We start from the raw sequence: 12865 nt of genomic DNA, 5'->3' as shown, positions 1-12865 counted from the left end.
TCCGGCGGGCGGGACACGGGGCGGGGAAGGCGGCAATCGGCGTGGCGGTGCAAGAGGTGCGGCAGGGCGTGCACGGCGGTGGCTGTGCGTGCGGGGACTGTCCGCACGGGGCCAGGGAAGGACACCGGCGGGCCGTGGCCGCGTTCCTGGCGAAGCGGGACGAACTGGCCCTCGGTGAAGGGCTGCCGCCCGCCGTCGCGCACTCGGTGAGCGCCTCCCGGCAGTGGGTCTCCGACGAACTCACCCAGTCCGCCCGTACGGTGGCCGACCGCAGCCGCGAGGCGGGCGACGCCTGGCTGCACCGGGTCTGGCGGCACACCGTGTTCGCCGTGTGGGGCGGCGTCGTCCTGCTCGCCCTCGTCCAGACCGCGACCGCGATCGGCACGGGGTGGACCCTCGCCAGGACCGGCGGACTGCTCGCCGCGCTGGTCTGCGCCCTGCTGCTCACCGCCGCCGCCTGGCTCCACCGGGGCAGAGGCGGGCTCCTCGCCCCGCTCATCGGCGAGGACAACCGGCTCTCGACCTCCAGGACCGTCGCCTCCGCCTGGGTCTTCCTCGTCGTCTTCGCCGTCCTCACCCTCGCCCTCCAGCTCGCCGGCGCCTCCGGACCGCGCCACCGCGACGAGCTGATCGCCGGTCTCGAACTGGCCCGGGGCGTGGGCCTGGTGGCCGTACTCGCCACCGTCTCCGCCATCGCCGTCGTGGTCCGCCGGGTGATCGCCGTACGGGTGCTGGGCCAGCGGCTGCAGAAGGTGCGCGCCGACCGGCCCCGCCTCGCCGACCTGCTCTGCGACGACGCCGGGCGCGGCAGCTTCACGGATGTCCAGTACGCCCTGGTCAACGCCGTCGCCGTGATCTTCGCCGCCGTACGCCTCGGCCGCCGCCCCGAACAACTCCCCGACCTGCCCTGGGCGCTGGCCCTGCTCGTCGGGGTCTCCGCCGTCACCTACTTCGCCGGGAAGTACGCCGAGGGCGGGCGCCCCGTCGTCCTCTCGGTCGTCCGGGCCAGGGAGGCGGGCGACCTCGACGCCCCCATCAGGACCGGCGACGACATCGAGATCCGCGGCGCCGGATTCGTCCCGCCCGGCGCCGCCACCCCGGACCGGCTGGCCCGTATGGTCGTCCTGATCGGCCCGGTCCATGTCCATGTGCCACTGGTGCCCGTCCCCGGCGGCTTCGCCAACCCCTCCGACACCTCGCTCACCGTGCCCGTCCCCGTCGAGGTGGAACCCGGCGCCGTCGAGGTGCAGGTCGTCACCGCCGCGGGGATCGAGACCAACCGCGTGATCATCGAGGTCATGGACTGAACCGCCGCCTCCGGCCGAACGGACAACGGCCCAGCGGACCCGGCCGAGCGGACCTGGCCGGACGGGCCCGGCCGAGCGGAAACGGTCACATTCCCTTCTGTTCCTTCCGATTCCTTCCCGTTCCGTGGAAGAGTTTTCCGCTCTTTTCCGGGTAGGGCTGCCGCGTCGCACCGCCCGGCTGGTTCACTGAGCGCCGGACGCGTTCGGCACGTATCCACCCACGGGTGCGGGAGACGGAGAGGCGGACCCGGCGATGACACACGGCTACCGGACGGGCGGCTACGGAGGGCTCGGCGACCGGCGCCCCGGCAAGCGCGAACTCGCCGCGACCCACGCCCTCCTCCCGCTGAGGATCTTCCTCGCCGTCACCTTCTTCTACGCGGGCATCGACAAGATCACCCAGGGCGGCTTCTTCGCCGCCACCGGCAGCGGCTCGGTGGGCGAGCTGATGCGCGGGGTGCGCGACAGCGCCGCGATACCCGCCCTGGTGGACCTGGCCCTCAAGAGCCCGGCCGGCTTCGGCTACGCCATCGCCCTCGGTGAACTCGCCGTCGGCCTCGGTGTCCTGTTCGGCCTTCTCACCCGGATCGCCGCCCTCGGCGGCGCCCTGATCTCCCTCAGCCTCTGGCTCACCATGAGCTGGCAGGCCACGCCGTACTACTACGGCAACGACCTCCCCTACCTCATGGCCTGGCTGCCGCTCGTACTCGCCGGGGCGCCCTCGTTCTCCCTCGACGCCCTCCTCGCCGACCGGCGACGGCGTATGCGGTAATTGAGCCACGTCACCCCGGACGCCAGCAGCAGCCCCCAGAACACCAGCGGGAAGGCCACGAACCACGGCAGGTGCCAGACACCCGCCACCGCCCCCGCATAGGCGCCGGACGCCGCGAGCGCCGTGAGCCCCACGACCAGCCGGCCCGGCCGGAACTCATGCAGCAGCACGGTCCACCACCACCTGTCCCAGAGTGACCTCCAGAGTCAGCCGCAGCGTCCCCGCCGGGGCGCTGCCCGCCGAGGGCTCCAGCGTGAGGCCGCGCGACTGGTGCGGGGAGACCTCCACATCGTTGGGCGGCTCACCGGGGAACTGGATGTCCCCCAGACCGGCCTTCGCCGTCACCTCCACCCGCACCCCCTTCGGCACGACCACCTTGAGCCGCCCCGCGCCCACCTCGGCCGACGAACTCACCGTCTCCCCCTTCGCCACGGACACCCCGCTCAGATCGAGCGTGCCCGTCCCCGTCCCCACCTCGTAGTGGGGCCGCACCGACGCCACCGACGCGGGCGTCCACCGCCGGTCCGACCACTCCGACGTGATGTTCTTCGGCAGGGCGGCGCTCCCGGCGAGCAGCCCGGCCGTGACCACCGCGAGAAAGACCGTCCCCGCCCCCGTGCGCCCCAGGAAACTGCTGACCACGAGCCCGAGCCCGAACACCCCGAGCGCGGCGGCCAGCCCGATCTCCAGGCTCGTCCCCAGCGGCCGGTCCGCCCAGGAAGGCCCCGCCGCCAGCGCGCCCGCCGCCAGGGCCATCACGAAGACCAGCCCGGATATCCCGTGCGCTTCCCGCCGGGCGCACTCCGGTCTCCGCCGCGCGTCCGGGGCCTTCTCGTCCGCCCGCTCCGCACCCCGGTGCCACTCCCCGGCGCGCGCCTCCACCCGTACGCTCTCCGGACCCCACATGTAGTCCGCGCCCACCGGCCCCATCGGGCCGACCGGACCCACCGGGCCGTCCTTCGTGAGCGGGTCCCGCCACCACGACGGGGTGCCCGGTGGCGGCGGCGCCTGGGTCTCCGGCGGCGCCTCCGCGACCAGATGCGCCGACGCCGGATCCAGCGGCGCCCCGTCGGGCAGCGCGCCCCGCCGCCGCTGCGACCAGACCGCCGACCCAGCGACCGCCACCGACAGCATCCCGGCGAACGCCAGCACCTCCCCGTTGTCCAGCATCGACAGGAAGAGCCCGCACCCCGCGAGCGCCAGCAGCACCGCGATCAGCGACGCCCCGTCCACCCGTCCCGAGAGCAGCCTCCGCCCCTCGTTCTCCTCCTCGCCCTCCAGCGGGATCAGCAGCCACGCGAAGCCGTAGAAGACCAGCCCGAGCCCGCCCATGGCGGCGAGCACCCCGAGCACGATCCGGAAGATCACCGGGTCCACGTCGCAGTACCGCCCCAGCCCCCCGCACACGCCCGCGACCAGCTTCTGCCGCGGGCTCCGCCGCAGCAGCTCGGGCGCGCCCGGCACAGGGGTGGCGCCCGACGGCTCGGCCGTCGCGTCGGTCGGCGGTGCGTCGGACGGCGGCGGCGCGGTCGGCGCGGACGGCGGCTGAGTCGGCTGGGTCATAGCTCCATGGTGACGGTGCGGGGGCCCGGTCTCCACCGGCGACAACCCCGGTCCGACCCTGATATTCGCCCCGACCCCACCCAGGGTTCCGGATCAGGGTCACGTCAGGGGTGCGACCCTGATGCCCCGGCCCGCCCGCCCGTGTGACCATCGGTGTCATGTCAGCCGCTCCGCCCCGCACCGCCGCGCCGCCGCACTCCCGTGCCCCCGGGCCCGAGGAGCTGCCGCCGCGCAAGCTGTACCGCAGCGCGGACGGGCGGATGCTCGGCGGCGTCGCGCGCGGACTGGCCGGACACCTCGGACTGCCGGTGATCTGGGTCCGGCTCGTCTTCCTCATCCTCTTCTTCTCGCAGGGCCTGGGCGCCCTGCTCTACGCCGTGTTCTGGATCGTCGTGCCGCTCGGCTACGGCGGCCGGGCCGTCGTCTCCCGCCCGCTCTTCGAGACCACCCCCGACGGCAGGCGCCGGCTCCGCAAGCCCGACAAGGGCCAGGTCTTCGCCCTGCTCGCGCTGGTCGTCAGCGCCGCCACCTTCCTGGGCAACGTCAACTTCGGCCGCAACCAGGCCGACCGCTACATCTGGCCGATGCTGCTCATCGGCGCGGGCGTCGTCCTGGTCTGGCGCCAGGCGGACAACCAGCGCCGGGCCCGCTGGACCGAGATCGGCCGCCGCCCCCGCATCCTCCAGCTCGCCCGCGGCCTCTCCGGTGTCGCCCTGGTCGGCCTGGGCCTCGCCGTCTTCATGGTGGTGCGCGGCTCCGCCGCCCAGTTCGGCAATGTGCTGACGGGCGCCATCGCCGTCGTCGCCGGCATCGCGCTGCTCGCCGGGCCCTGGCTCGTCCGGATGACCCAGGACCTCTCGGAGGAGCGCCTGATGCGCATCCGCGCCCAGGAGCGAGCCGAGGTCGCCGCCCATGTCCACGACTCCGTCCTGCACACCCTGACCCTGATCCAGCGCAACGCCGACGACGGCGGCGAGGTCCGCAGACTCGCCCGCGCCCAGGAGCGCGAGCTGCGCGCCTGGCTCTACAAGCCGGAGGGCAGGGGCAAGGACGAGGAGGACGAGCCGGCCACCCTCGCCGACGCGGTGAAGCGGACCGCGGCCGAGGTCGAGGACCACCACGGGGTGCCCATCGAGGTCGTGGTCGTCGGCGACTGCCCGCTCGACGAGAAGCTCGCCGCCCAGATGCAGGCGGCGCGCGAGGCGATGGTCAACGCCGCCAAGTACGGTGGCCAGGGCGGCGCCGTCCAGGTCTTCGCGGAGGTCGAGGGGCGCACGGTCTTCCTCTCCGTCCGCGACCGGGGCCCCGGCTTCGACCTGGACGCCGTACCGGACGACCGGATGGGCGTCCGGGAGTCGATCATCGGCCGCATGCAGCGCAACGGAGGCACCGCCCGGCTGCGCTCCGTGCCCGACGGGGGGACGGAGGTCGAGCTGGAGATGGAGCGCGCCGAAGCGGAGTGACAGCGCGGCGCGGGGGATGGAGCGGTCGCCGCACGGGGACCGTACGGTACGAGGGCCGCGTGCGGCGGCGGAACGACAGAGAACGAGGGGCAGGGACCATGAGCGAGGGCGTACCCGCCGGATCCACACCGGCGGCGAGCGGCGGACCGGCGGGGGACGGGCGCCGCGTGCGCGTCGTGCTCGTCGACGACCACCGTATGTTCCGTACGGGCGTGCAGGCCGAGATCGGCCGTACCGAACAGACCGGCGTCGAAGTGGTCGGCGAGGCCGCCGATGTCGACCAGGCGATCACCGTGATCACCGCGACCCGGCCCGAGGTCGTGCTGCTCGACGTCCATCTGCCGGGCGGCGGCGGGGTCGAGGTGCTGCGCCGCAGCGCCACCCTGATGGCGGCGGCGGAGAACCCGGTGCGCTTCCTGGCCCTCTCGGTCTCGGACGCCGCCGAGGACGTCATCGGCGTGATCCGGGGCGGCGCCCGGGGATATGTCACCAAGACGATCACCGGCACCGACCTGGTCAACTCGATCTTCCGGGTGCAGGAGGGCGACGCGGTCTTCTCGCCCCGGCTGGCCGGCTTCGTGCTGGACGCCTTCGCCTCCACGGACGCGCCCCCGATCGACGAGGACCTGGACCGGCTCACCCAGCGCGAGCGCGAGGTGCTCCGGCTCATCGCCCGGGGGTACGCCTACAAGGAGATCGCCAAGCAGCTCTTCATCTCGGTGAAGACCGTGGAGTCCCATGTCTCCGCGGTCCTGCGCAAGCTCCAGCTCTCCAACCGGCACGAACTGACCCGCTGGGCCGCCGCCCGCCGCCTGGTCTGACCGGCGGCGGGCTCGGACGGGGCGGGCTCGTACGGGGGAGGGCTCGCGGACGGGGGCGGGCTCAGACGGGGCGGGTGGCGCCCGCGAAGGGCATCGAGTCGACCGGCGCGAGCCGGACCGCCGTACCGGGCCTCGGCGCGTGGATCATCTGCCCGCCGCCCACATAGATGCCGACATGGCTGATCCCCGAGTAGAAGAACACCAGGTCACCGGGGGCCAGTTCGGCGCGGGACACCCGGCGGCCCGCGTTGATCTGCGTGTACGTCGTACGCGGCAGCGCCACCCCGGCGGCGTGGTACGCGGCCTGGGTCAGCCCCGAGCAGTCGAAGGACCCCGGCCCGGTGGCGCCCCACACATACGGGGCGCCGATCGCGCCGTACGCGAAGGAGACGGCGGCCTCGGCCCGCGCGTTCCGTGCCCCCACCGTGGCGCGCGGTGTCCCCCGTCCCGCCCGCGCCGCGTACGCCCCGTCCGGGCCCGCTCCCGGTCCGTCCGACGCCTCGTACCGGCCGCGCTCCTCGGCGGTGAGCCGGGCCAGCAGCCGCTCGGCGGCGCTGATCTTGTCCTGGACGGCCTTCTTCCGCCGGGCCAGCTCGGCCTGATGGGCCTTGAGCTCTGTGAGCCGGGTGTCCGCCCGTGAGCGCAGCCCGGCGATCCGCGACAGCTCCCTCCGCACCCCGGCCACGGCGGCGGCCTGCCGGCTGCCCGCCCGCTCGGCGAGCCCGGCCCGCTCCAGATACTCCTCGGGCCGGGAGGTGAGGGCGAGCTGGACGGCCGGATCGAGGCCCCCGCTCCGGTACTGCGCTGCGGCCACCGAACCGAGCCGGTCCCGCGTGGTGTTCAGCCGCTCCGTGGACCGGGCGGCCTCGTCGCGCAGCGCGGCCAGCGAGGTACGGGCCGCGTCGGCCTTCACCTGCGCCCCGTTGTACCGCTCGGTGGCGGCCTCCGCCTCCTCGTACAACGTGTCGACCTTGGCCTTGATCTCCGCGGGGGTGAGCCGGGGCTCGGTGTGCGCCGGTCCTGCGGCGGTGGCGGTCGCCGCGCCCGCCAGTGCGAGCGTCACGGCGGTACGGCCGGCCTGGCCGCCGAAGAGGCGCCTGCGGGGTTTGCGGTGGTTGCGGTGGGCTGCCACGGGGGCGGGGTCCGTTTCCCTGGGTCCGTCGGTTCCGCGCACGGAACACCCGTACGCGGACGGTCCGTGAGCGGGCCGTCACGCAGGACGTTAGGGCGGCCGGTCACGATCCGGCCTCGGGATGGCGGTTATTGGCTGGAGCTGAAGGTTCCAGAGCCTTTGGCGATCACCTGGGCCGTCCGGAGTGCGTTATTCCGTGCGGGCCCGACCGATAAGCGGAAGTAAGTCCCACCTCACCGGAGAGGGGTGATACGGGCCCGGCTACGCTCCCGGCATGGACGTACTCATCAATGTCTTCGTCGCCCTGCACATCATCGGGATCGCCGCGCTGCTCGGCGGTTTCCTCACCCAGACGAAGGCGATGACCGCCGGTACGGCGCGCTTCACCCCGTCGATGCTGCACGGCGCGCTGACCATGCTGGTCACCGGGATGGTGCTGGTGGGGCTCAACCAGGCCGAGGACCACCAGGTCAACATGGTCAAGATCGGCGTCAAGCTCGCCGTTTTGGTGGTGATCCTCGGCATCGTCTACGTGCAGCGCGACGAGGAGAGCGCGGCGAAGCCGGTCTTCGGCGCGGTGGGCGGGCTGACCGTGGTGAACATACTCGTCGCCACACTCTGGACCTGACCCCCGGGGCGGCACCCCGGGGCGCCGTGTCCCGCGTACGGCGAGATCCCCGTACACCGAGATCCCGTACACCAGAACCCCGTACGCCGAGATCCCCGGCCCCGGGCGGGCGGCGCCGCCGGGGACCGGGGATCAGGGCCCGGGCTCAGGCCGGGCGGACGCTGCCGTAGATCGGCAGGTAGTAGATCGACTCCTCGCGGACGTTCGCGCCCGGCTTCGGCGCGTGGATCATCATGCCGTCGCCGATGTAGATGCCGGCGTGGCTGCTGTCCTCGTAGAAGAAGACCAGGTCACCGGGGAGCAGGTCATCGGTGTCGACCCGTGTCCCGGTGTGCGCCTGCTCGGTGATGGCCCGGGGCAGTTCGACGCCGGCCGCCCGCCACGCCGCCTGCGTCAGCCCCGAGGAGTCGTACGAACTCGGCCCCGAGGCGCCCCAGACGTACGGCTTGCCGATCTGGGCCCGCGCGAAGGCGAGCACCTTCGCCGCCTTGGCCGCGTACGTACCGGCGGTGTCGCCGCCGGTGACGGTCTCCATCCCGGCGGTGGCCGGGCCCGGGACCACGTCCGGAGCGGTGTCGGAAGGACCGGGCTTGGCGTGCGCGCGCGGCGGCTTGACCCGGCGCCGCCCCTTGGTCTCGACCGGGGCCGGGGAGTGCAGTTCGATCGTCATGTCGACCGGAGCGACCGGCGTGACCGGCGCCACCGGCATCTCGACCGGCAGGGCGGGCGTTTCGGCCGGTGCGACCGGCAGGTCGACCGGGGCGGCGAGCGCTTCGGCCGGCATCCCGGCGGCCGGGATAGGGAACTCACCGGTCCGGTGGACCGGCGGCTCGGCCGGGGGCTGCTGGAGCAGATGGGCCGGGAGCTTGAGCTGGGACAGGCTGTGGCCCGCCTCGAAGAGCTGCTCCGCCTCGGCCAGCCACCGCGCCTCCGCGCGCCGCTCGGCCTCCGTGAGACGGTCCGCCGACATCGGCGGCTCGGCCCCCGTCGGACGTCCCGCCGCCAACCGCCCCGCCTCGGCGAGGCGTTCCGCCTCCGCCAGACGCTCCGCTTCCGCGAGACGCCCGGCCTCGGCGAGGCGTTCCGCCTCCGCTTCGGCCTCCGCCTGGGCCAGCGACTCCGCCGTACGGCGGGCCTCTTCCTCCTGCTGGCGCCCCAGCTCGGCGAGGCGCGCCTGCTCCTCCTCGGCGAGCCGGCCCAGCAGCGCGCGGGCCGCCGCGAGCTTCTTCTGGATGCTCTCCTTGCTCGCCTGAAGGGTCGCCGGGGACTCCTCGGGCGACTCGGGGCCGCCGGCCGCACGGGTCCGCTGCGGGGGCACCTCCCCGAGCCGCGCCCCTCCGGGGCCGTCAGCGGCGGCGGGCGGGGTGCCGGGGGCTTCGGGGGCGGACGGGGCCGCGGAGGCCGCGGGGGCCTGCTGACGGTCGGTCAGCCGCGCTCCGTCCTGCTGCTGTTCGCGGTAGGCCGGTGGGCCGTCCGCGTACAGTACGGCGGCGCCGGGGCCGCCGGGTGTGCCGGGCGCGCCGGGGGTGCCGGGGGTGCCCGCGCCGCCGTCCCGGGAGAGCGACGCGGCGAACGAGCCGAGCGTGCGCCGGGCGTCGGTCGGCCGGTCACCGCCCTTGGCGGCGCCCTCGGCGCCCCGCTCGACCGCGCGCTTCTGCTTGGCCGTCGTCTCCTTGGCCTTGTCGGCTCTGCCGGTCTTGGGCGCGCCGCCGCCCTTCGGCCCGTTGCCGCCGCCCTTCGGCGCGTTGCCACCGGCCTGCCGGTAGAGATCGCTGACTTTTCTCTGTACCTCTTCGGGCGACGCCGTCGGTTGTACGGGCGCCGTGGGGGCGTCCGTCTCGCGCGTCGACAGTGGGGTGAACGAGGCGTTGGCGGCCGTCGTGATACCGCCTGCGGGAGTGTCGGTCTCCACTCCGCCGCGGGTGCGCGCCTTGCGATGCGACGCCAAGTTCGGCATCTCCTTCCGTGGACCGCCTACCGGGTTAGCTGTCGGGTTCGGGCGGGAACGGAAGGCTGCCCTACGGGCCTTGGACGTATGGCGTACGTACGGCCCGATTCACCCCGGTCGTGCAGAATGGGTCCCCGGTTCCGAACTTCCCTGGGAAAAGCCCGGATTCGGCGTGGGCCGCCCGCTCGGCGCGGATCGCCTTCAGAGGTACGGGCTGCCTGATCGAGCACGCTAGCCAAGATGTGGCGTCGGTGTGAAGGTGGATGGCCGATATGCCCGATACATTTCTGTGACCATTTGCTCGTGTGAGGTGCGAGGAGCCCCGAGCCGGGGTATAGCGTCACGCTGCGTACGCGGCCGTGAACGTTCCGGCTCCCCTTGTTCGACCGGTCGGCTCCCCCGCCCTGCGGGGGGACTCCTCCCGTCCCGCCGGGTCACTCCTCCCGTCCCGCCGGCCGGCTCTCCCCGTCCCGTTGTCCGGTTCCCTTCGCCCGGGGCGGCGCCGAGTGTCAGTGCGGCGGCCTAGACTCGTTAAGCGATGAGCAGCCTCTTTGACGACAGCTTCCTGGCCGATCTCCAGCCCTCCGGCGACGAGCCCCCGCCGCCCCCCGAGGACCTGGACGAGCATGCCCCGGAGCAGGTGCCCGACGACCTGTTCCAGGGGGCGTACGACGCGCCCCCGGCCCGGGACCCATACCACAGGAACGGCGCTCCCCGTACGGTCATCGACCCCGCCGCACTCCTCGAAGGGCTGAACGAGGAGCAGGCTGCGGCCGTCGTCCACTCCGGCTCGCCGCTGCTCATCGTCGCCGGGGCCGGCTCCGGCAAGACCCGGGTGCTGACCCACCGGATCGCGTATCTCCTGGGCCACCGCGGTGTCCACCCCGGGCAGATCCTGGCGATCACGTTCACCAACAAGGCCGCCGGTGAGATGAAGGAGCGCGTCGGCGACCTCGTGGGACCGCGCGCCAACGCCATGTGGGTGCTCACCTTCCACAGCGCCTGCGTCCGGATCCTGCGCCGCGAGTCGAAGCTGCTCGGGTTCACCTCGTCGTTCTCGATCTACGACGCCGCCGACTCGAAGCGGCTGATGGCGCTGGTCTGCCGCGATCTCGACCTCGACCCCAAGCGTTACCCGCCCAAGTCCTTCAGCGCCAAGATCTCCAACCTCAAGAACGAGCTGATCGACGAGGAGACCTTCGCCGGGCAGGCCGCCGACGGCTTCGAGAAGACGCTCGCCGAGGCGTACCGGATGTACCAGGCACGGCTGCGCGAGGCCAACGCCCTGGACTTCGACGACATCATCATGACCACCGTCCATCTGCTCCAGGCCTTCCCCGACGTCGCCGAGCACTACCGGCGCCGCTTCCGCCATGTCCTGGTCGACGAGTACCAGGACACCAACCACGCGCAGTACACCCTCGTACGCGAACTGGTGGGCACCACGGCGGGCGGCGCGGGCGGGGCCGGCGACGGGGCGGCGGAGGCCCGGGGCGAGGGCCCGGCCGAACTCTGCGTCGTCGGCGACGCCGACCAGTCGATCTACGCCTTCCGGGGCGCCACCATCCGCAACATCCTCCAGTTCGAGGAGGACTACCCGGACGCGACGACGATCCTGCTGGAGCAGAACTACCGCTCCACGCAGACGATCCTCAGCGCCGCCAACGCGGTCATCGAGCGCAACGAGAGCCGCCGCCCGAAGAACCTGTGGACCAAGGCCGGGGCCGGCGCCCAGATCACCGGCTATGTCGCGGACACCGAGCACGACGAGGCGCAGTTCGTCGCCGACGAGATCGACCGGCTGACGGACGCGGGCGACGCCAAGGCGGGCGATGTCGCCGTCTTCTACCGCACGAACGCGCAGTCCCGGGTCTTCGAGGAGATCTTCATCCGGGTCGGCCTGCCCTACAAGGTCGTCGGCGGCGTGCGCTTCTACGAGCGCAAGGAGGTCCGCGACGTCCTGGCCTATCTGCGGGTGCTGGCCAATCCGGAGGACAACGTACCGCTGCGCCGGATCCTCAATGTGCCCAAGCGCGGCATCGGGGAGCGCGCCGAGGCCATGATCGACGCCCTGGCGCTCCGGGAGCGGATCACCTTCCCGCAGGCGCTCCGCCGGGTGGACGAGGCGTACGGGATGGCGGCCCGCTCCGCCAACGCCGTCAAGCGCTTCAACACGCTCATGGAGGAGTTGCGCACGATCGTCGAGTCGGGTGCCGGCCCCGCGGTGATCCTGGAGGCCGTGCTCGAACGCACCGGCTATCTGGCGGAGCTCCAGGCGTCGACCGACCCGCAGGACGAGACGCGGATCGAGAACCTCCAGGAACTCGCCTCGGTGGCGCTGGAGTTCGAGCAGGAGCGCGCCCAGGCCGCCGGGGAAGGGGACGCCGGAGAGGCGGAGACGGGCGAAGGGGGCGCGGCCGGCGCTCCCGAGGCGGCCACGCCGACGCTCGCCGAGTTCCTGGAGAAGGTGGCGCTCGTCGCCGACTCCGACCAGATCCCCGACGAGGACGAGGAAGGCTCCGGTGTCATCACGCTGATGACGCTGCACACCGCCAAGGGCCTGGAGTTCCCCGTGGTGTTCCTGACCGGCATGGAGGACGGCGTCTTCCCGCATATGCGCGCCCTCGGCCAGGTCAAGGAGTTGGAGGAGGAGCGGCGCCTCGCGTACGTCGGGATCACGCGCGCCCGTGAACGGCTCTATCTGACGCGCTCGTCGATGCGGAGCGCGTGGGGGCAGCCCTCCTACAACCCGGCGTCGCGGTTCCTGGAGGAGATCCCGGGACACCACCTGGAGTGGAAGCGGACCGGCCCGCACCTCCCGGCGGGACCGGCCGGCGGAGGCTCGTCCTCCCGTTCCTCCTCGGGGGCTTCGGGCGGCGCGGGTGGTGCGGGCTTCTCGGCGGGCTCGCGCTCGCGGTCGGGCGGCGGCCCCTCGGGGTTCGCCACGCGGCGTACGGCCGACAAGCCGGTGATCGCCCTGGCGGTGGGCGACCGGGTCACCCACGACCAGTTCGGCCTGGGCACGGTCATGGAGGTGACGGGCGCGGGCGCGGACGCCCAGGCGACGGTGGACTTCGGGGACACCAAGCCCAAGCGGCTGCTGCTGCGGTACGCGCCGGTCGAGAAGCTGTAGCCGGGAGAGCGCGGCCGGGGGAGGACGGGCCGACGGTACGACGCCCCCGCGCCCCGCTGGGGCGTCGGGCGCGTACGCCATCACGCCGGGTCAGGCCG

General features: G+C 73.3%; 8 protein-coding genes, 1 pseudogene and 1 riboswitch. Of the genes and pseudogenes, 6 read left to right on the top strand and 3 right to left on the bottom strand.

Translation table 11 applies throughout. The features are described from left to right. The first annotated feature begins 41 nt into the window (after positions 1-41). Both AB0O07_RS24190 and AB0O07_RS24185 read left to right on the top strand, forming a co-directional pair. Positions 42-1307 carry a hypothetical protein gene (locus AB0O07_RS24190; protein ID WP_365636590.1) on the top strand — a complete coding sequence of 422 codons (1266 nt, stop codon included), beginning with the start codon at positions 42-44 and terminating at the stop codon, positions 1305-1307. 253 nt (positions 1308-1560) lie between these two features. Further along, positions 1561-2079, top strand: a complete 519-nt coding sequence (locus AB0O07_RS24185; RefSeq protein WP_365636588.1) for a DoxX family protein — start codon at positions 1561-1563, stop codon at positions 2077-2079. Positions 2080-2235: 156 nt separating this feature from the next. On the opposite strand, the gene AB0O07_RS24180 is transcribed toward AB0O07_RS24185, so the two are convergent. After that, positions 2236-3642, bottom strand: a complete 1407-nt coding sequence (locus tag AB0O07_RS24180) for a PspC domain-containing protein (protein ID WP_365636586.1) — start codon at positions 3640-3642, stop codon at positions 2236-2238. A gap of 158 nt (positions 3643-3800) precedes the next feature. Here AB0O07_RS24180 and AB0O07_RS24175 point away from each other — a divergent pair, with 158 nt between their 5' ends. Then, positions 3801-5105: a PspC domain-containing protein gene (locus AB0O07_RS24175; protein ID WP_365636583.1), complete on the top strand. Its 1305-nt coding sequence runs from the start codon at positions 3801-3803 to the stop codon at positions 5103-5105. Between the two features lie 98 nt (positions 5106-5203). Further along, a complete protein-coding gene (locus tag AB0O07_RS24170) occupies positions 5204-5926 on the top strand; it encodes a response regulator transcription factor (protein WP_365636580.1) in 723 nt (240 codons plus the stop codon). Positions 5927-5987: 61 nt separating this feature from the next. On the opposite strand, the gene AB0O07_RS24165 is transcribed toward AB0O07_RS24170, so the two are convergent. Next, on the bottom strand, positions 5988-7058 hold the full coding sequence (locus AB0O07_RS24165; RefSeq protein WP_365636577.1) for an NlpC/P60 family protein: 1071 nt from the start codon (positions 7056-7058) through the stop codon (positions 5988-5990). Between the two features lie 274 nt (positions 7059-7332). Between AB0O07_RS24165 and AB0O07_RS24160 the strand changes: the two genes are divergently transcribed. Beyond that, positions 7333-7686 (top strand): hypothetical protein, encoded by a 354-nt coding sequence (locus AB0O07_RS24160; protein ID WP_365636575.1) that lies wholly within the window; start codon positions 7333-7335, stop codon positions 7684-7686. A gap of 145 nt (positions 7687-7831) precedes the next feature. Here AB0O07_RS24160 and AB0O07_RS24155 read toward each other — a convergent pair. Continuing rightward, positions 7832-8188: pseudogene (locus AB0O07_RS24155) on the bottom strand (C40 family peptidase); the annotation flags it as partial. A gap of 1453 nt (positions 8189-9641) precedes the next feature. Next, a riboswitch (cyclic di-AMP (ydaO/yuaA leader) is annotated at positions 9642-9817 on the bottom strand. 355 nt (positions 9818-10172) lie between these two features. Between AB0O07_RS24155 and pcrA the strand changes: the two are divergent. Continuing rightward, positions 10173-12767, top strand: a complete 2595-nt coding sequence (pcrA, locus tag AB0O07_RS24150) for a DNA helicase PcrA (protein ID WP_365636572.1) — start codon at positions 10173-10175, stop codon at positions 12765-12767. Positions 12768-12865: the final 98 nt, after the last annotated feature.

Source organism: Streptomyces sp. NPDC093085, from assembly GCF_040683935.1.
Lineage (GTDB): Bacteria > Actinomycetota > Actinomycetes > Streptomycetales > Streptomycetaceae > Streptomyces.
Note: the sequence above shows the minus strand (reverse complement) of the source record. Positions and strands in the feature narration are given on the sequence as shown.

Excerpts from the sequence above, each read along its gene's own strand:
- AB0O07_RS24185 (WP_365636588.1), top strand. The coding sequence starts at position 1,561 with ATGACACACGGCTACCGGACGGGCGGCTACGGAGGGCTCGGCGACCGG.
- AB0O07_RS24180 (WP_365636586.1), bottom strand. The coding sequence starts at position 3,642 with ATGACCCAGCCGACTCAGCCGCCGTCCGCGCCGACCGCGCCGCCGCCG.
- AB0O07_RS24175 (WP_365636583.1), top strand. The coding sequence starts at position 3,801 with ATGTCAGCCGCTCCGCCCCGCACCGCCGCGCCGCCGCACTCCCGTGCC.
- AB0O07_RS24170 (WP_365636580.1), top strand. The coding sequence starts at position 5,204 with ATGAGCGAGGGCGTACCCGCCGGATCCACACCGGCGGCGAGCGGCGGA.
- AB0O07_RS24160 (WP_365636575.1), top strand. The coding sequence starts at position 7,333 with ATGGACGTACTCATCAATGTCTTCGTCGCCCTGCACATCATCGGGATC.
- pcrA (WP_365636572.1), top strand. The coding sequence starts at position 10,173 with ATGAGCAGCCTCTTTGACGACAGCTTCCTGGCCGATCTCCAGCCCTCC.